The sequence below is a fragment of the Kitasatospora sp. NBC_00039 genome, from assembly GCF_045160625.1.
GTDB lineage: Bacteria > Actinomycetota > Actinomycetes > Streptomycetales > Streptomycetaceae > Kitasatospora.
The window spans coordinates 3289250-3307880 of sequence record NZ_CP108289.1 but is presented as its reverse complement, the minus strand read 5'-3'; the positions used below and the strand labels follow the sequence as shown (position 1 = coordinate 3307880).

The following is an 18631-nucleotide window of genomic DNA, read 5'->3' as shown; positions in this document are numbered from 1 at the left end:
CATCCCGTTCGCCGCCGCCGTTCTGCCGGCGGTCGCCGCCGGGCAGGCCGCCGTGTGAACGGCGTGGTGACCGGCAAACGGCAGAGCCCCCGGAACGGTCGTCGCGTTCCGGGGGCTCGGGCCTACCGTGGCGGGATCAGCACTCGATGACGTTGACGGCGAGACCGCCGCGGGACGTCTCCTTGTACTTGATCTTCATGTCCGCGCCGGTCTCCTTCATGGTCTTGATCGCCTTGTCGAGGGAGACGTGGTGGCGGCCGTCGCCGCGCAGGGCCATCCGGGCCGCGGTGACGGCCTTCACTGAGGCCATGCCGTTGCGCTCGATGCACGGGATCTGGACCAGGCCGCCGACCGGGTCGCAGGTGAGGCCCAGGTTGTGCTCGATGCCGATCTCGGCGGCGTTCTCGACCTGCTCGGGGGTGCCGCCGAGGACCTCGGCGAGGCCGCCGGCCGCCATCGAGCAGGCGGAGCCGACCTCGCCCTGGCAGCCGACCTCGGCGCCGGAGATGGAGGCGTTCTCCTTGAAGAGCATGCCGATCGCACCGGCGGCGAGGAGGAAGCGGACGATGCCCTCCTCGTCGGCGCCGGGGATGAAGTTCAGGTAGTAGTGCAGGACGGCGGGGATGATGCCGGCCGCGCCGTTGGTCGGCGCGGTGACGACGCGGCGGCCGGAGGCGTTCTCCTCGTTGACGGCCATCGCGTAGAGGGTCACCCACTCCATCGCGTTGGCCGGGCCGATGCCCTCGGCGCGCAGGGCACGGGCGCCGGAGGCGGCGCGGCGGCGCACCTTGAGGCCGCCGGGGAGGATGCCCTCGCGGGACATGCCGGCCCGGACGCACTCCTGCATGACCCGCCAGATCTCCAGCAGGCCGGCCCGGATCTCCTCCTCCGTCCGCCAGGCCTTCTCGTTCTCCAGCATCAGGCCGGAGATGGAGAGGCCGGTCTCCCTGCTGAGCCGGAGCAGTTCGTCGCCGGTACGGAAGGGGTACTTCAGCGCGGTGTCGTCGGGCTTGACCCGGTCGGCGCCGATCGCGTCCTCGTCGACGACGAAGCCGCCGCCGACCGAGTAGTACGTCTTCTCCAGCAGCGGGGAGCCGTCGGCGGCGAAGGCCCAGAGGGTCATGCCGTTGGCGTGGTACGGCAGCGAGCGGCGGCGGTGCAGGATCAGCTGGCTGTCGGGGTCGAAGGCGATGGCGTGGCTGCCGAGCAGGTTGAGCCGCTTCTCGGTGGTGATCCGCTCGACGTCCGCGTCGGCCTGGTCGACGTCGACGGTGCGCGGGGAGTTGTTCTCCAGGCCCAGCAGGACGGCCTTGGGGGTGCCGTGGCCGTGGCCGGTGGCGCCCAGCGAGCCGAACAGCTCGGCGCGCACGCTCGCCACGTCCGTCAGCAGGCCCTCGGACTTCAGGCGGCGGGCGAACATCCGGGCGGCGCGCATCGGGCCGACGGTGTGGGAGCTCGACGGGCCGATGCCGATGGAGAAGAGGTCGAAGACGCTGATGGCCACGGAGGACGTCCTTGTCTGGTCTCGTGGAAGGACAAGCAGGCGGGGTGCCGGCACGGAACGGGGCACCGCGCGCACTGTCCAGTGTGCGCGGTGCCCCGGAATCCCAGGTGGCCCGGCGGGGTGAGGCCGGTCACCTACGACTGAACTACAGGTTCGGGTACAGCGGGTACTTGTCGGCGAGGGCGGTGACCCGGGCCTTCAGCGCGGCGGCGACGGTCTCGTCGAAGGCGGGCTTCAGCGCCTCGGCGATGATGTCGGCGACCTCGCGGAAGTCCTCGGCCTGGAAGCCGCGGGTGGCGAGGGCCGGGGTGCCGATCCGCAGGCCGGAGGTGACCATCGGCGGGCGCGGGTCGTTCGGGATGGCGTTGCGGTTGACCGTGATGCCGACCTCGTGGAGGCGGTCCTCGGCCTGCTGGCCGTCGAGCTGGCTGTTGCGCAGGTCGACCAGGACGAGGTGGACGTCGGTGCCGCCGGAGAGTACGGAGGCACCGGCCTCGGCGACGTCGGCCTGGAGCAGGCGCTCGGCGAGGATCCGGGCGCCGTCCAGGGTGCGCTGCTGGCGCTCCTTGAACTCCTCCGAGGCGGCGACCTTGAAGGCGACGGCCTTGCCGGCGATGACGTGCTCCAGCGGGCCGCCCTGCTGGCCGGGGAAGACCGCGGAGTTGATCTTCTTGGCCCACTCGGCCTTGGAGAGGATGACGCCGCCGCGCGGGCCGCCCAGGGTCTTGTGGGTGGTGGTGGTGACCACGTCCGCGTACGGCACCGGGTTGGGGTGCAGGCCCGCGGCGACCAGACCGGCGAAGTGCGCCATGTCGACCATCAGCAGGGCGCCGACCTCGTCGGCGATGCGGCGGAACTCGGCGAAGTCGAGCTGGCGCGGGTAGGCGGACCAGCCGGCGATGATCAGCTTCGGCTGGTGCTCCTTGGCAAGGCGCTCGACCTCGGCCATGTCGACCTGGCCGGTCTTGTCGTCGACGTGGTACGCGGCCACGTTGTAGAGCTTGCCGGAGAAGTTGATCTTCATGCCGTGGGTCAGGTGACCGCCGTGGGCCAGGCTCAGGCCCAGGATGGTGTCACCCGGCTGGATCAGCGCGAACATCGCGGCGGCGTTGGCCTGCGCGCCGGAGTGCGGCTGGACGTTGGCGTGCTCGGCGCCGAACAGGGCCTTGATCCGGTCGATCGCGATCTGCTCGACCACGTCGACGTGCTCGCAGCCGCCGTAGTAGCGGCGGCCGGGGTAGCCCTCGGCGTACTTGTTGGTCAGCACCGAGCCCTGGGCCTCCATGACCGCCACCGGGGCGAAGTTCTCGGAGGCGATCATTTCCAGGGTGGTCTGCTGGCGGTGCAGCTCGGCGTCGACCGCGGCGGCGATCTCGGGGTCGAGCGAGTGCAGGGACTGGTTGAGAACCGTCATGGTGTGGTCTTCCCGGAGAGGAGAGAAGGAGGTGCCGCGCGTGGCGTGCCCTCGGAAGGGTGGCGGCGGGCGACGGGAGGGCGGGGCGGCCGCCGCGCTGCGGCCGCCCCGGCGGGTGGCTCAGGCCGGGTTGGTGAGGGCGTCGTACTCGGCGGCGCTCAGCAGCTCGTCGGTCGACTCGACGCGCACCTTGAACAGCCAGCCACCCTCGAAGGGGGCGCTGTTGACCAGCGAGTTGTCGTCCAGGACGTCCTGGTTGACCTCGGTGATCTCACCGGTCACCGGCGAGTACAGGTCGCTGACCGACTTGGTGGACTCGAGCTCGCCACAGGTCTCACCGGCGGTCACGGTCTCGCCGACCTCGGGCAGCTGCACGTAGACGATGTCACCGAGGGCGTCGGCCGCGTGGGCGGTGATGCCGACCGTGGAGACACCGTCCTCGGCGGCGGTCAGCCACTCGTGCTCCTTGGTGTACTGCAGGTGCTGGGGGTTGCTCATGGCGTCATTCTCCAGGATGGGAAGCGGGTACGACGAAGCGGCCCGGCGGCCGGGCATGCCTCGGGAGGGCGAACGGTCAGCGGGCGCGCTTGTAGAAGGGCAGCGCCACGACCTGGACCGGCTCGTGCTTGCCGCGCACGTCCACGGCGACGGTGGTGCCGGGGGTGGCGTGCGCCGCGTCCACGTAGGCGATCGCGATCGGCTTGCCCAGGGTGGGGGAGGGCGCGCCGGAGGTGATCCGGCCGATCGGGGCGCCGTCGGCGGAGACCACGGTGTACTCGGCGCGCGGCACCCGCTTGCCCTCGGAGACCAGGCCGACGAGCACCCGCGGCGGGTTGGCCTCGGCCTCGGCGGCGGCCTTCTCCAGCGCCTTGCGGCCGACGAACGCGCCCTCGTTGGTGGTCTTGTCGAAGCGGACCACCCGGCCGAGGCCGGCGTCGAACGGGGTCAGGTCGGTGGAGAGCTCGTGCCCGTACAGCGGCATGCCGGCCTCCAGGCGCAGCGTGTCGCGGCAGGACAGGCCGCAGGGGACGAGCCCGCGGTCGGAGCCGGCCTCGGTCAGCGCCTGCCAGATCTGCTCGGCGTCGCCCGGGTTGCAGAAGATCTCGAAGCCGTCCTCGCCGGTGTAGCCGGTGCGGGCGAGCAGCACGTCGCGGCCGGCCACCTGGGCCGGGAGGATCGCGTAGTACTTCAGGCCGGGCAGGTCGGCGTCGGTGGTGGCGGTGAGGATCGCGGTGGCCTCCGGGCCCTGGACGGCGATCAGCGCGTAGGTGTCGCGGTCGTCGGTGACGACGGCGTCGTAGCCCTTGGCGCGGGCGATCAGCTCGTCGAGGACCAGCTGGGCGTTGGAGGCGTTGGCGACGACCAGGAAGGCGTCCTCGCGCAGGCGGTAGACGATCAGGTCGTCCAGGATGCCGCCGTCCTCGGCGCAGATCATGGTGTAGCGGGCGCGCAGGACGCCCAGCGCGGAGACGAAGCCGACCAGCGCGTGGTCCAGCATCTCGCCGGCCTGCGGGCCGGTGATGGTGATCTCGCCCATGTGGGAGAGGTCGAAGAGACCGGCCTTGGTGCGGACGGCGAGGTGCTCCTCGCGCTCGCTGCCGTATCGCAGCGGCATGTCCCAGCCGGCGAAGTCGGTCATGGTCGCGCCGAGGGCGCGGTGCAGCGCGTCGAGCGCGGTGAGGCGGAGGGACGACATGGCCTGGAACTCCTCGGTCTGGGCACTCAGGGGTGCGCACGCCGGACCGGTCCCGCTCGGTGAGGGACCTGGCCTGCGCGCGGGCATGCGGCGGCTGGGTCTCCCCATCTGTCGTCGTACCTGAGAGCTTCACCGCACGCGGGCCCGCAGCTCTTACAGCTAACAGGACAGCATGGCGGCTTGCACCGTGGGTGGGCGCGCGACCGGGCCGTGCGCCGCTTTCCAGATGTGCCTAATCCGTGCGGTAGGGGTGCCTGAGAGATTCCGGGGAGGACTTGCTCCTTCGGCGCCGGCTCGGCCGCCTGTCGGCGGCACTCCGGACTCTCCCGCGCGGGTTCGAGCGGCCGGTATGGAGTTAGGGGGCGGCCCGTGCGAGAACGCGGAGCCGCGCACATCATGGCACGTCCGGCGCCCGTGCGGGAGAGGGGCCCCGGACGGCCCGCTAGGCTGCACGCGTCGACGAGCCAGTGAGGCGGTACAAGGGGCGCATGGGGTACCCGGTGGAGCAGCAGCAGGGGTGGGGCGGCGCGGAGTCGGCGCCGCCCGGCGGTGGATGGCCGGCCAACGAGCTGGAGCAGGTGCTCACCGCCGCGCTCGGCGATCCGGGCGCGACCCCGCGGGTGTTCGAGGTGCTGGCCCGCAGCCGCGTGTGGATCCCGCTGCCGGTCGGCGCCGATCCGCAGGGGCAGGCGCTGGACCTGCCCACCGTCGAGCTGGCCGGCGACCCGTACGTGCCGGTCTTCTCCTCGCAGGAGGTGTTCCTCCAGCAGGCGCCGGGGATGGCGTTCGCCGTCGCGCCGGTCTGGGAGTTCGCCCGCGGGCTGCCGCTGGGCGTGGGCATCGCGGTGAACCCGGAGGCCCCGGTCGGCATCCCGGTGCCGCCGCAGGGCGTGGCCGAGCTGCGGCGCGGGCCGCGCGAGGACCGCTGGGAGGCCGCGGGGGGCCCGGACGCGCCGTCCGGCGGCCGGGTGGCGCTGCGCGAGCCGGTGCCGGGCGAGGACCCGGAGGCCTTCCTGGCCGCCTGCCGGAACGAACTGTCGGCGCTGCCCGGGGTGGTGACCGCGCGGCGGGCGCTGGCCAGTGTCGAGGGCGAGCCCACCGTGATGTTCGTCGGCGTCCAGCTGGACCAGCTGGCCCCGGCCGAGCCGGCCGCCGTGAACGAGGCGCTCGGCCGGGCGCTGGGAACCGCGCCGTTGCCCGGTGGCGTCCACCTCGTGCTGCTCGACCTCGCGGAGGACCCCGTGGTCGAGTGGTTGCTCAACCGGGTCCAGCCGTTCTACACACGGATGTGACCCGCCGCGAAAGCGACGTGCCCCTCCCCGCCCGCCGTCGGGCAGCCCGCCATCGGGCCGGAGGGGCCCACGGCAGGCACGTCGGCGTGGCGGTGGTCGGTGGCGCCCCATAGGGTGCGTGCAGACACCCGTCGGGCCGGCGGCAGGTGAGAGAAGAAGAGGCGCAGCGAGGTGGGCGCATGAGTGCGGGAGCGGTAGCGGGCGGTGCACCGGGGCCCTGGGGCCAGGCACCCGCCGGGCGCCCCGGCGCGGATCCGAGAGCGCTGGAGCACGCGCTGCGCGAGGTCGCGCCGGAACGCTGGGAGGCGTACGAGGCGCTGCTGCACGCCCTGGCCGAGGGCCAGGTGCTGATGCTGCTCTGGCACGGGACGCCGGGCAGCCCGGATGCCCAGTACGGGAACATGGAGATCAGCGGCCACGGCTACGCGCCGGCGGTCACCTCGCCCGAGCAGCTTGCGGCGTCCGGCTGGGCGCGGGCGCACGAGGTGATCTCGGGGCGCGAGATCGCCGCCTCGCTGTACCGGACGCGCTGGGGCCTCTGGCTGAATCCGCACGCCCCCGGCGGCGGGGTCGGCGTGCCCTGGGCGGACCTCCGGCGGATCGCGGCCGGCCTGGACCGGCTGCCGGCCGGGCCGCTGAAGCTGAGTGAACCGCAGGTGCCGGCCCAGCAGTTCTTCGCGCTGCTGGAGCGCCAGGCGGGCGAGGTGCGGGCGGTCAAGGCGTTGCGCCGGGCCTGGGTGCAGCCCTCCGTGGGCGAACCGTACCTGGCCATCGGTCTTGAGCTGTACGAGAGTTCGCCGCCCACCGTGGAGGCCGTCCGGGCGCTGATGCAGCGGGCGATCGCGGTCGCACCGGAGGGGCTGGCCGTCTCCACGGTGGCGATGGGGGACGAGTACGACCCCGTGGCGCTCTGGATGCGGGCCAACGCCCGGCCGTTCTACGACCGCGAGGCGGGCGGCCAGGGCCGGCCGCCGACCGGGCCCTACCCGCCGGTGCCTCCGCCGCCGTACGCCTCGCAGGCGGGGCCGGGGTACGGCTACGGCACCCAGCCGCCCGGCCCGGGCTGGCAGGGCCAGCCGCCACCGCAGCAGCCGTGGCCCGGCTACCCCACCCGCTGACGCGGTAAACGCCGATCAACGAAACCGGTCTGACGATCCGTCGGACCGGTTTCGGTGTTTTCCGGACGAACTTCCCGTTCGCGCTGGCAGGCATCTTGACATGACTGTTACAGCTGTGTGAAGACCGATATGCCGAAGATCGGGAGACGCATGTCCGCAGATCACAGTTGGGCATCTGTCGGTTGTCAGGGCTGGCGCAAGCCAGTTCGGATGGCAGAGAGTTCTGCAAACGCACCGCGCGTGGTTGGCGCCTCACAAAGGCGAACGCGCAGGCGGACAGCTTGATCCACGCGATGCCCATCCCGCGCGGCAGCAGTACCCGAGCACGCAGTACCGCACGTCGTACCGCTGCGAACACCGCCCTGTACCTCCGCACGTCCGCACCAGCCGTACCGCCGATCCCGGCGACCGGCACCCGTGGGCCGGCCACCGTCGGCGAGGGGACCGAACTGACCATGACCGCACCCATCAAGACCGCCGGGAACACTCCGGAGGCAGACGCCGCCGCGAGCCCGGCCAAGAAGATCGAGGGCCGCTCGCTCGGCCAGATCGCCTGGACCCGCTTCAAGCGGGACAAGGCCGCCGTCGCCGGCGGCGTCGTGGTGATCCTGCTCATCCTGCTCGCTGTGCTGGCCAAGCCGATCGAGTCGGTCTTCGGCCTGGACCCCGACGCGCTCAACCAGGACCTCCTGGACGCCAACCTCGGCGGCCTGCCGTTCGGGGACTGGGGCGGCATGAGCGCGGACCACCCGCTCGGCGTGGACCCGCTCCAGGGCCGTGACCTGCTCGCCCGCGTCATCGAGGGCTCCTGGGTCTCGCTGCTCGTCGCCTTCGGGGCGACCCTGCTCTCCAACACCATCGGCACCGTGCTCGGCGTGATGGCCGGTTACTACGGCGGCTGGGTCGACAACCTGATCAGCCGGGTGATGGACGTCTTCCTCGCCTTCCCGCTGCTGCTCTTCGCCATCGCGATCTCCGCCTCGCTCCAGGGCGGCGCGTTCGGCCTGCACGGCCTCCCGCTGCACATCATCGTGCTGATCTTCGTGATCGGCTTCTTCAACTGGCCCTACATGGGCCGGATCGTGCGCGGCCAGACCCTCTCGCTGCGTGAGCGCGAGTTCGTCTACGCCGCCCGCAGCCTGGGCGCCCGCGGGCCGTTCATCCTGTTCAAGGAGCTGCTGCCCAACCTGGTCGGTCCGATCCTGGTCTACTCGACCCTGCTGATCCCGACCAACATCCTCTTCGAGGCGGGCCTCAGCTTCCTCGGTGTCGGCATCCAGGCCCCGCAGGCCTCCTGGGGCGGGATGCTCAACGACGCGATCAAGTACTACCAGGTGGACCCCCAGTACATGGTGGTCCCCGGTATGGCGATCTTCCTCACGGTGCTCGCCTTCAACCTGCTCGGCGACGGGCTGCGTGACGCCCTCGATCCCAAGAGCAACTGACCTCCGGTCAGGACCCTCCGATCCGCCACCACTCCTCAAGGGGTTGATCCCACCATGCGTAGGTCCCGTACCGTCGCGCTGACCGCAGTGGCCGCCGCCGCTGTCCTGGTCGTCACCGGATGTTCCTCCGGTTCCTCCAAGAGCGGGGACAGCAACTCGTCCTCCGCCGCCTCCGGCGGCGGCGCCGACGCGGCCACCAAGGGGGTCGTCAACGCCTCGGACAAGAAGGGCGGGACGGTCACCTACGAGATGAAGGGCACCCCGGACTCCCTGGACCCGGGCAACACGTACTACGCCTACATCTACAACTTCTCGCGCCTGTACGGGCGTCCGCTGACCACCTTCGCGCCTGGCCCCGGTGACGAGGGCAACAAGCTCGTCCCGGACCTCGCCGAGTCCATGGGCCAGCCCAGCGCGGACGGCCTGACCTGGACGTACAAGCTGCGCGCCGGCCTGAAGTACGAGGACGGCAGCGCGATCACGTCCAAGGACGTCAAGTACGCGGTGGAGCGCTCCAACTTCGCGCCGGACGTGTTCTCCAACGGCCCGACGTACTTCAAGGAGCTGCTGGTCGACAACCCGACCCCGTACGAGGGCCCCTACAAGGACCCGTCGGGTGACCTGAAGTCGATCGAGACGCCGGACGACCAGACCGTCGTCTTCCACCTGAAGCACGCCTTCGCGGACTTCGACTACCTGGTCTCCGCCCCGCAGACCGTCCCCGTCCCGAAGGACAAGGACAAGGGCGCCGACTACGTCAAGCACCCGCTCGCCTCGGGCTCCTACAAGTTCGAGTCCTACGAGGACGGCAAGCAGCTCACGCTGGTGCCGAACACCAGCTGGGACCAGGGCAGCGACACGATCCGCAAGCAGCTCGCGGACAAGATCGTGCTCAAGATGAACATCGAGCAGTCCACCATCGACAAGGACCTGCTGGCCGGCAACGCCCAGGTGGACCTCGTCGGCGGCGGCGTCGACCCGCAGACCCAGGCGCAGATCCTGCAGAACCCGAAGCTCAAGGCCAAGACCGACAACGCGTACGGCGGCCGCCTGGTCTACACCGCGATCGACAGCCACGTCGCGCCGTTCGACAACGTCGACTGCCGCAAGGCCGTCCAGTACGCGATCGACAAGGTCTCGGTGCAGACCGCGATCGGCGGCCCGATCCGCGGCCAGATCGCCAACTCGGTGCTCCCGGCGGACATCCCGGGCCACCAGGACATCAACCTGTACGAGACCAAGGACAACAAGGGCGACGAGGCCAAGGCCAAGGAGGCCCTCAAGGCCTGCGGCAAGCCGGACGGCTTCTCCACCGTGCTCAGCGCCCGCACCGAGCGCGCCACCGAGATCGCCGCCGCGACCTCGATCCAGGCCGCGCTGAAGAAGGTCGGCATCAACGCCGAGATCCAGCAGTTCCCGCAGGGCAAGTACCTCTCCGACAACGTCGGCGTGCCGGCGAAGAACAAGGAGAAGAACATCGGCCTGATGATGATGCAGTGGGGTGCCGACTGGCCGACCGGCTACGGCTTCCTGCAGCAGATCGTCGACGGCCGCGCCATCAAGGAGGCCGGCAACAACAACCTGGCCTCGCTGAACGACCCCGCGATCAACAAGCTGATCGACGACGCCGCGGTCAACACCGACAAGGCGGCCCGCGAGAAGATCTACGCGGAGATCGACAAGAAGGTCATGGAGAGCGCGGTCTACGTCCCGCTGACCTACTTCAAGGTGTTCCTGTACCGCTCGGACACCGCCACCAACGTCGTCTCCACCTCGGCCTTCTCGGGTGAGTACGACTACCTGAACATCGGTACGACCAAGTAAGAGCCTGGCTCCGCATCCCTGAAGGCAGGTGAAGGCAGCGGCGCCCGCCGCCGTCCGGAAGATCCCGGACGGCGGCGGGCCGCCGGAGCCGCCCAACTGTGTTTGCCTACATCCTCCGCAGGACGCTCGCGGCCGTGGTGCTGCTGCTGGTGGTCAGCGCGGTCACCTTCGCGATCTTCTTCCTGCTGCCGCGCCTGGCCGGCGAGACGACCGACCAGCTGGCCACGCAGTACATCGGGAAGAACCCGTCCCCCGAAGCGGTCGCGGCGGTCAAGAAGAACCTCGGCTTCGACCAGCCGATCTACGTCCAGTACGGGCGCTTCCTCAAGGCGCTGGTCACCGGGGCCGAGTACAAGTTCGGCCCGGACGCGGCCACCTGCCACGTGCCCTGCTTCGGCTACTCCTTCAAGAACCACCTGGAGGTCTGGCCCGAGCTGACCAAGCGCATCCCGATCACGCTGTCGCTGGCCGTCGGTGCGGCCGTGCTCTGGCTGGTCTCCGGCGTCACCACCGGCGTCATCTCCGCGCTCAAGCCGCGCTCGATCTTCGACCGGCTCTCCATGGGCATCGCCCTGGCCGGCGTCTCGCTGCCCGTCTTCTTCACCGGCGCGCTGCTGCTCACGCTCTTCAGCTACGAGTGGCCGATCCTGGACAACCTGCAGTACGTCAACTTCACCGACGACCCGCTGATGTGGGCCCGCAACCTGATCCTCCCCTGGATCTCGCTGGCCTTCCTCTACTCCGCGCTCTACGCCCGGCTCACCCGCGCCGGAATGCTGGAGACGATGAGCGAGGACTACATCCGCACCGCCCGGGCCAAGGGCCTGGTCGAGCGCAAGGTCGTCGTCAAGCACGGACTGCGCTCCGCGCTCACCCCGGTCGTCACCATCTTCGGCATGGACCTCGGCCTGCTGCTCGGCGGTGCGCTCATCACCGAGCAGGTCTTCTCGCTCCAGGGCGTCGGCGCCTTCGCGGTCTCCGCGATCGCCGACAACGACCTGCCGAAGATCCTCGGCGTCACCCTGCTCGCAGCCTTCTTCATCGTTCTCTGCAACCTCGTGGTTGACCTCCTGTACGCCGCTGTCGACCCCCGGGTGAGGCTGTCGTGACCGAGCTCCAGAAGACCCCGGCGCCCGTGGCCGCCCCGACAGGGGACCCGTTCCTCTCCGTCCGGGACCTGCGGATCCACTTCGACACCGACGACGGCCTGGTCCGCTCGGTCGACGGGGTCAGCTTCGACCTGCACAAGGGCCGGACCCTCGGCATCGTCGGCGAGTCCGGCTCCGGCAAGTCCGTCACCTCGCTCGGCATCATGGGCCTGCACCGCTCCAAGCGGGCCCGGATCAGCGGTGAGATCCGCCTCGACGGCGAGGACCTGATCGCGGCCGGCCCCGAGCGGGTCCGGCAGCTGCGCGGCCGCGAGATGGCGATGATCTTCCAGGATCCGCTGACCGCGATGCACCCGTACTACACGGTCGGGGCGCAGATCGTGGAGGCCTACCGGGTGCACCACCCGCAGGCCACCAAGAAGCAGGCCCGGGCCCGCGCGGTCGAGATGCTCGACCGGGTCGGCATCCCGCAGCCCGACCGCCGCGTCGACGACTACCCGCACCAGTTCTCCGGCGGCATGCGCCAGCGCGCCATGATCGCCATGGCACTGGTCAACGACCCCTCGCTGCTGATCGCCGACGAGCCCACCACCGCCCTGGACGTCACCGTCCAGGCGCAGATCCTGGACCTCATCCGCGACCTCCAGCAGGAGTTCGGCTCGGCCGTCATCATCATCACCCACGACCTCGGGGTGGTCGCCGAACTCGCCGACGACATCCTGGTCATGTACGGCGGCAAGTGCGTCGAGCGCGGTCCCGCCGACACCCTCTTCGACGCGCCCGAACACCCCTACACCTGGGGCCTGCTGGGCTCGATGCCGCGCCTCGACCGCGAGCTCCAGGAGCGGCTCGTCCCGGTCAAGGGCACCCCGCCCAGCCTGATCAACGTGCCCACCGGCTGTGCCTTCCACCCGCGCTGCCCGTACGCCGCGCTGACCGACGGCCGATCCGCCAGTGAGACCCCCGTGCTGACCGAGGCAGCGCCCGGGCACCACGCGGCCTGCCACCTCGCCACCGCCGACCGGCACCGCATCTTCACCGAAGAGATCGCGCCCCGGCTGTGAGCCCGGCCTCGTACCACCATTCTGGAGAGAACCGATGACGGAGACTCAGGCGGCAGCCCCCTCGCCTTCGAACAAGGTGCCGGCGCCCTCGCCCGCTCCCGACCGCGAGCCGCTGCTCCGGGTGACCGGACTGACGCGGCACTTCCCGATCCACGGCGGGCTGTTGCGCCGCCAGACCGGTGCGGTGCGGGCCGTCGACGGCATCGACTTCACCGTCAATGCGGGGGAGACCCTCGGCGTGGTCGGCGAGTCCGGCTGCGGCAAGTCGACCATGGGGCGGCTCGTCACCCGGCTCGACGAACCCACCGGCGGGAAGATCGAGTTCGAGGGCACCGACATCACCCACCTGGGCACGGGTGCGATGCGGCCGCTGCGCCGCGACATCCAGATGATCTTCCAGGACCCGTACTCCTCGCTGAACCCCCGGCACACCGTCGGCACCATCGTCGGCGCACCGTTCAGGCTGCAGAAGGCCGAACCGGCCGGCGGGGTCAAGAAGGCCGTCCAGGAGCTGCTGGAGCTGTGCGGGCTCAGCCCCGAGCACTACAACCGGTACCCGCACGAGTTCTCCGGCGGCCAGCGCCAGCGCATCGGCATCGCCCGGGCGCTCGCCCTGCGGCCCAAGATGGTCGTCGCCGACGAGCCGGTCTCCGCGCTCGACGTCTCCATCCAGGCGCAGGTGGTCAACCTGCTGGACGACCTCCAGCGCGAGCTCGGCCTGACCTACCTGATCATCGCGCACGACCTCTCGGTGGTCCGGCACGTCTCCGACCGGGTCGCCGTGATGTACCTCGGCAAGATCGTCGAGATCGCCGACCGGGACTCGCTCTACGCGAGCCCGATGCACCCGTACACCAACGCGCTGATGTCCGCCGTCCCGGTGCCCGACCCGCGCCGCCGGCAGCAGGGCGGGCGCGAGCGGATCCTGCTCAAGGGCGACGTGCCGTCCCCGATCAACCCGCCGTCCGGCTGCCGGTTCCGCACCCGCTGCTGGAAGGCCCAGGAGATCTGCGCCACCCAGGAGCCGCCGCTGGCCGCGCTCAAGACCGGGCACCAGGTGGCGTGTCACTTCCCCGAGCGGAGTGAGGGGAACGACTAGCGGGGTCCGAGCGGAGTGGGGGAACGGCCGGCGGGCTCCCGAGCGGGCGAGGGGAGCGGCCGGCGGCGTCCGGAGAGCGCGCCGTCCGGGGCCGCCGGCAGAGCGCCCGCCTCGGCGTGACGTCCGCCCCCTCCGCCTGACGCGATGCGGAGGGGAGGGTTCCGCTGGTCCATAGTTGTCCGGTGACCTCGCAGATCTTCCCCTCCGACGTCCAGCAGTCGCTGGACCTGATCGGCATCTTCGCCTTCGCCCTCTCCGGAGGGCTGCTCGCCGTCCGCAAGAACATGGACATCTTCGGGATCTGTGTGCTGGCGGAGGTCACCGCCCTCGGCGGCGGGGTGATGCGCGACCTTGTCATCGGGGCCACGCCGGTAGCCGCCTTCACCAACCTCGGGTACTTCGTCACCCCGCTGATCGCCGGTCTGGTCGTGTTCTTCCTGCACCCCGAGGTCGAGCGGATCAACCGCGCCGTCCAGACCCTCGACGCGCTCGGCCTCGGCCTGTTCTGCGTCACCGGCACGGCCAAGGCCCACGACTACGGCCTCGGCGCGGTGGCCGCCGTCGCGCTCGGCATGGTGACGGCCGCCGGCGGCGGCGTGATGCGCGACGTGCTGGCCGGGGAGATCCCCTCGCTGCTCCGCTGGGACCGGGAGATCTACGCCGTCCCGGCGCTGGTCGGTTCCGCGCTGGTGGTGGTGCTGATCGGCCTCGACCGGCTCACCGCGTTCACCGGCACGGCCGCCGCGCTGACCGCCTTCGTGCTCAGGATGCTCGCCCTCAAGTACGGCTGGCGTGCGCCGCGGGCCTGGCACCGCAACGGTTCTCGCACCAGCGAGGAGTAGGCGAACCCCCGTACGCCAGCGAGATCGCCTCGGCCGTGCAGAGCAGCTCCGGCAGCAGCCGGACCAGCTCGAACGGGGCCATCTCGTACGTCGGGGCGCTCACCGCGCAGGCGGCCACCGGCCGCCCGGCACTGCCCGCCACCGGCGCGGCCAGACAGGCCACCGGCTCCCGGTGCTCGGCCGACTCCGCCGCCCAGCCCTGGCGGCGGACCTTGGCCAGATCGGCCGGCAGCTCGTCCTCGCGGACACCGTCCTCGGGCAGTCCGGCCAGCAGCACCCGGCCGATCGCGGTGCCGGCCGCCGGGGCCCGCCGCCCGATCCGGGACGCCCGGCCGGCCCCCGGGTGCCAGCGGCCGGCCACCTCGTCCAGGTAGAGCACCTCGCCGTCCTGAAGGACGGCGAGCTGGACGGTCACGCCGAAGCGCCGGTTGAGAGCGGCCAGGTAGGGCGCCGCGACCTGCCGGACGTCGATCTCCTCCAGCGCCCGGTGGGCGAGCGACAGGAGCCGGCCGCCGAGCCGGTAGCGCCGGTCGGACTGGCGGTGGACGAAGCCGTGTTCTTCCAGCGTGCGCAGCAGCCGCAGCGCGGTGGACTTGTGCACGCCGATGCTGTTCGCGGCCTGTTCGAGGGTCACCGGGCCGTCGCCGAGGGATCCGAGAAGGGTCAGCGCGCGATCGACCGACTGCGACATCCCGCCCCCAGTCCTGTCCCGTGCGGCCCCGTCTCTCGTGCGGCCTCGTGTGCGGTGGGCCTCTTCTGCACGTGGGCCTCTCCTGCGTGGGCCGTCAGGCTAACCGCTCGCCCCGGCGGGCGGCCAAACCGGCCCCGGACGCTGGCGTCCGGCGGGCGGGGCTCCGTGGTCGGGTCGGGTCGGGGTGGCCGGATTGCACCGGTGGCCCGAGCAGGGCGTAAGGGCCCACTACAATCGTGTGGTTATGCCATACCTGGACCATGCGGCGACCACGCCGATGCTGCCCGAGGCGATCGCCGCGATGACGGCACACCTCGGCGTCGTCGGCAACGCCTCCTCCCTGCACGCCTCCGGCCGCCGGGCCCGCCGCGTCGTCGAGGAGGCCCGCGAGTCGCTCGCCGAGTCGCTGGGCGCCCGCCCCAGCGAGATCGTCCTCACCGGCGGCGGCACCGAGTCCGACAACCTCGCCGTCAAGGGCCTCTACTGGGCCCGCCGCGACGCCGACCCGGTCCGGACCAGGGTGCTCAGCAGCCCCGTCGAGCACCACGCCGTGCTGGACGCCGTGCACTGGCTCTCCGAACACGAGGGCGCCACCGTCGAGTACCTGCCGGTGGACGGCCTCGGCCGGGTGCACCCGGCCGCACTGCGCGAGGCGATCGAACGCGACCCGGCCTCCGTGGCGCTGGTCACCGTGATGTGGGCCAACAACGAGGTCGGCACCGTCCAGCCCGTCGTCGAACTCGCCGCCGTGGCCGCCGAGTACGGCATCCCGATGCACGCCGACGCCGTCCAGGCGCTCGGCCAGGTCCCGGTTTCCTTCGCCGAGTCCGGGCTCACCGCGCTCACCGTCACCGGCCACAAGATCGGCGGCCCCTACGGCATCGGCGCCCTGCTGCTCTCGCGCGGCGCCACCCCCGTCCCGCTGCTGCACGGCGGCGGCCAGGAGCGTGACGTCCGCTCCGGCACGCTGGACGCGCCCGCCGCCGCCGGCTTCGCGGCCGCGGCGGCCCTGGCGGTCGAGCGGCGGGCCGAGCACGCCGTCGTGCTGGGTGCGCTCCGCGACGAACTGGTCGCCTCGGTGCTGGCCGCCGTCCCCGACGCGATCCTCAACGGCGACCCGGTCACCGAGGGCAGGCTGCCCGCCAACGCGCACTTCTCCTTCCCCGGCTGCGAGGGCGACGCGCTGCTGATGCTGCTCGACGCCCAGGGCATCGAGTGCTCCACCGGCTCGGCCTGCTCCGCCGGCGTCCCGCAGCCCAGCCACGTCCTGCTGGCGATGGGCGTCGACCCGCTGCTGGCCCGCGCGTCGCTCCGCTTCTCGCTGGGCCACACGTCGAGCCGGGAGGACGTCTCCGCCCTGGCCGGGGCCATCGCCCCGGCCGTCCAGCGGGCCCGCAACGCGGGGCTCGCGGCGGCGGCCCGGGCCCGGTAGATCCCGGTCGGGCGCCGGTGCGGCTCACGTACTCTTGTTGGCATCATGACTGACTTCCCCGGTGCCCCGACCGCCCCGTCCACTGGCCGCCTGCGTGTGCTCGCGGCGATGTCCGGAGGGGTGGACTCCGCCGTCGCCGCCGCCCGCGCCGCCGAAGCGGGCCACGAGGTGACCGGCGTGCACCTGGCCCTGTCGGCCAACCCGCAGTCCTTCCGCACCGGCGCCCGCGGCTGCTGCACCATCGAGGACTCCCGCGACGCCCGCCGCGCCGCCGACGTCATCGGCATCCCCTTCTACGTGTGGGACCTCGCCGAGCGGTTCCGCGAGGACGTCATCGACGACTTCGTCGCCGAGTACGCCGCCGGCCGCACCCCCAACCCGTGCCTGCGCTGCAACGAGAAGATCAAGTTCGCGGCGCTGCTCGACAAGGCGATCGCCCTCGGCTTCGACGCCGTCTGCACCGGCCACTACGCCCGGATCGTCGACCTGCCGTCCGGTGAGCGCCAGCTCCACCGCGCCGTGGACGCCGCCAAGGACCAGTCGTACGTCCTCGGTGTGCTCGACGCCGACCAGCTCGCCCACTCGCTCTTCCCGCTCGGTGACACCACCAAGGACGTCATCCGGGAGGAGGCGGAGCGCCGCGGCCTCGCCGTCGCGAAGAAGCCGGACAGCCACGACATCTGCTTCATCGCCGACGGCGACACCCAGGGCTTCCTGGCCAAGCACCTCGGCACCGCCACCGGCGACATCCTCGACGCCGACGGCACCAAGCTCGGCGAGCACGACGGCGCCTACGGCTTCACCATCGGCCAGCGCAAGGGCCTGCGGATCGGCCGCCCGGCGGCGGACGGCAAGCCGCGCTACGTCCTCGACATCTCCCCGGTGAACAACACCGTGACGGTCGGCCCGGTCGAGGGTCTGGACGTCACCGCGCTCACCGCCATCCGCCCCCGCTGGTGCGGCGACTCCCCGGCAACGGACGGCCGCTACACCGCCCAACTCCGTGCCCACGGCGAGGAGGTCCCGGTCTCGGCTTCGGTGATCGACGGCGAGCTGCGGGTCCAGCTCGATTCCGCGGTTCGCGGCATCGCCCCCGGCCAGGCGGTCGTCCTGTACGACGGCACCCGCGTCGTCGGCTCCGCCACCATCGCGACGACGGAGCGCCCGGCGGTCAACGCGTAGTCGGGCGACACGGGCGGGCTGGGCGGATGCCGCCCAGCCGTCCGTCGGGCCTCTACGCCTCGTAGTCCCACGGGTTGAGCGTGAGTGCTCCTGTACGGGCCAGGTGCTTGATGTTGCGGCTCACCACCGTCCAACCGTTGGCGATGGCGGTCGCAGCGATCAGTGCGTCCGGCGGGTCGATACTCGTTCCGGTGCTCTTGAGCCGTCGGTGGACGGCAAGGTACGCAAGTGCCTCCCGCTCGCCGACGGCAGCAATCCGGTCTCGGTACTCACTCCGAAGGCCCTCAAGCGCCCGCTCGAACCCAGCCCGCCGCAGCGGGTCGGGTGCCGCAGCGATTCCTGCCTCGATCTCCGCGACGGTGATCACACTCAGGTAGAGCGCAGGTGCCGGGACCGATCGGGCCCAAGCGACGACGGCCGGAGCCGGCTTCGGTCGGGTGGTGATCTCGGCGACCACGTTGGTGTCGAGCAGGTAGATCATTCGCCGTCTGCCGCGTCGTCGTAGGAGCGCTCCCCGAAGTCCAGTCCTTCGAACGGGATCGACAGCAATCGTTCGACAAACCCATCACCTCCGAGCGTCGCCCAGCGGTGGAGCATGGCAGGCAGAGCGTCGATGTCGGTGTCGGCGAGCTCGGCGTCGAAATGCTCGACCTGGTCTGCGGGCAGGGACTCCCGGATCTCCCGGATCGTCCGCAGAGGATGCGGTTCGTCGGGGCGGCGCGGCGGAATCGGCAGATTCGGGGCAGTGCTCATGGTCGGCTCCTCCTCGGTGCAGGCCGCTGGGCCGTGAGACCAGTCCAGCCTAAAGTTCATCGGCCTCCCCTGTCAGCCAGCCCTTGAGGAAGCCGACCTGGACGCCCTGGCTGCGGGAGCGCCCGGATCAGCCCGGTCGGCTCATCCGGCCAGACCCACTGCGGCC

At 71.4% G+C, this 18631-nt stretch carries 17 protein-coding genes and 1 riboswitch; of the genes, 10 read left to right on the top strand and 7 right to left on the bottom strand.

Annotated features, from left to right (window positions below; all coding sequences use genetic code 11):
- Positions 1-136: 136 nt before the first annotated feature.
- The 4 genes from OG286_RS14610 to gcvT all read right to left on the bottom strand — a co-directional run bounded on the left by OG286_RS14610 (position 137) and on the right by gcvT (position 4614).
- Entirely contained in the window at positions 137-1504 is a 1368-nt protein-coding gene (locus tag OG286_RS14610) for an L-serine ammonia-lyase (protein WP_396320910.1), read from the bottom strand.
- A gap of 145 nt (positions 1505-1649) precedes the next feature.
- Complete coding sequence (gene glyA / locus OG286_RS14605) at positions 1650-2918, bottom strand: serine hydroxymethyltransferase (RefSeq protein WP_396320911.1); 1269 nt, start codon at positions 2916-2918, stop codon at positions 1650-1652.
- A 120-nt stretch (positions 2919-3038) separates the two neighbouring features.
- Positions 3039-3416, bottom strand: coding sequence for a glycine cleavage system protein GcvH (gene gcvH / locus OG286_RS14600; RefSeq protein ID WP_396320912.1), 378 nt, complete (start codon positions 3414-3416; stop codon positions 3039-3041).
- A 76-nt stretch (positions 3417-3492) separates the two neighbouring features.
- Positions 3493-4614, bottom strand: a complete 1122-nt coding sequence (gcvT, locus tag OG286_RS14595) for a glycine cleavage system aminomethyltransferase GcvT (RefSeq protein ID WP_396320913.1) — start codon at positions 4612-4614, stop codon at positions 3493-3495.
- Positions 4615-4846: 232 nt separating this feature from the next.
- Positions 4847-4953, bottom strand: a riboswitch (glycine riboswitch).
- A gap of 149 nt (positions 4954-5102) precedes the next feature.
- Here gcvT and OG286_RS14590 point away from each other — a divergent pair.
- The 8 genes from OG286_RS14590 to OG286_RS14555 all read left to right on the top strand — a co-directional run bounded on the left by OG286_RS14590 (position 5103) and on the right by OG286_RS14555 (position 14407).
- The gene (locus OG286_RS14590) at positions 5103-5906 is read left to right on the top strand and encodes an enhanced serine sensitivity protein SseB (RefSeq protein ID WP_396320914.1); all 804 of its coding nucleotides are present in this window, start codon (positions 5103-5105) and stop codon (positions 5904-5906) included.
- 179 nt (positions 5907-6085) lie between these two features.
- Positions 6086-7024 carry an enhanced serine sensitivity protein SseB C-terminal domain-containing protein gene (locus OG286_RS14585; RefSeq protein WP_396320915.1) on the top strand — a complete coding sequence of 313 codons (939 nt, stop codon included), beginning with the start codon at positions 6086-6088 and terminating at the stop codon, positions 7022-7024.
- Positions 7025-7479: 455 nt separating this feature from the next.
- Complete coding sequence (locus OG286_RS14580) at positions 7480-8469, top strand: ABC transporter permease (protein ID WP_396320916.1); 990 nt, start codon at positions 7480-7482, stop codon at positions 8467-8469.
- Positions 8470-8523: 54 nt separating this feature from the next.
- The gene (locus tag OG286_RS14575; RefSeq protein WP_396320917.1) at positions 8524-10293 is read left to right on the top strand and encodes an ABC transporter substrate-binding protein; all 1770 of its coding nucleotides are present in this window, start codon (positions 8524-8526) and stop codon (positions 10291-10293) included.
- Between the two features lie 98 nt (positions 10294-10391).
- A complete protein-coding gene (locus OG286_RS14570; protein WP_396320918.1) occupies positions 10392-11402 on the top strand; it encodes an ABC transporter permease in 1011 nt (336 codons plus the stop codon).
- Positions 11399-12466, top strand: a complete 1068-nt coding sequence (locus OG286_RS14565; RefSeq protein WP_396320919.1) for an ABC transporter ATP-binding protein — start codon at positions 11399-11401, stop codon at positions 12464-12466. The genes OG286_RS14570 and OG286_RS14565 overlap by 4 nt, the downstream gene beginning before the upstream one ends.
- Positions 12467-12500: 34 nt before the next feature.
- Positions 12501-13565: an ABC transporter ATP-binding protein gene (locus OG286_RS14560; RefSeq protein ID WP_396320920.1), complete on the top strand. Its 1065-nt coding sequence runs from the start codon at positions 12501-12503 to the stop codon at positions 13563-13565.
- A gap of 182 nt (positions 13566-13747) precedes the next feature.
- Entirely contained in the window at positions 13748-14407 is a 660-nt protein-coding gene (locus tag OG286_RS14555; RefSeq protein ID WP_396320921.1) for a trimeric intracellular cation channel family protein, read from the top strand.
- Here the strand turns inward: OG286_RS14555 and OG286_RS14550 are convergent.
- Complete coding sequence (locus OG286_RS14550; RefSeq protein WP_405361402.1) at positions 14343-15098, bottom strand: IclR family transcriptional regulator; 756 nt, start codon at positions 15096-15098, stop codon at positions 14343-14345. The two genes, OG286_RS14555 and OG286_RS14550, sit on opposite strands and share 65 nt — an antisense overlap.
- A 244-nt stretch (positions 15099-15342) precedes the next feature.
- Here OG286_RS14550 and OG286_RS14545 point away from each other — a divergent pair, with 244 nt between their 5' ends.
- Both OG286_RS14545 and mnmA read left to right on the top strand, forming a co-directional pair.
- Complete coding sequence (locus tag OG286_RS14545) at positions 15343-16530, top strand: cysteine desulfurase family protein (RefSeq protein WP_405361404.1); 1188 nt, start codon at positions 15343-15345, stop codon at positions 16528-16530.
- A gap of 45 nt (positions 16531-16575) precedes the next feature.
- Complete coding sequence (gene mnmA, locus OG286_RS14540) at positions 16576-17712, top strand: tRNA 2-thiouridine(34) synthase MnmA (RefSeq protein WP_396320924.1); 1137 nt, start codon at positions 16576-16578, stop codon at positions 17710-17712.
- Positions 17713-17764: 52 nt separating this feature from the next.
- Here the strand turns inward: mnmA and OG286_RS14535 are convergent, their stop codons facing one another.
- Entirely contained in the window at positions 17765-18193 is a 429-nt protein-coding gene (locus tag OG286_RS14535) for a PIN domain-containing protein (protein WP_396320925.1), read from the bottom strand.
- A complete protein-coding gene (locus tag OG286_RS14530) occupies positions 18190-18465 on the bottom strand; it encodes a hypothetical protein (protein WP_396320926.1) in 276 nt (91 codons plus the stop codon). Before OG286_RS14530 ends, OG286_RS14535 begins: the two co-directional genes overlap by 4 nt.
- Between the last annotated feature and the right edge of the window lie 166 nt (positions 18466-18631).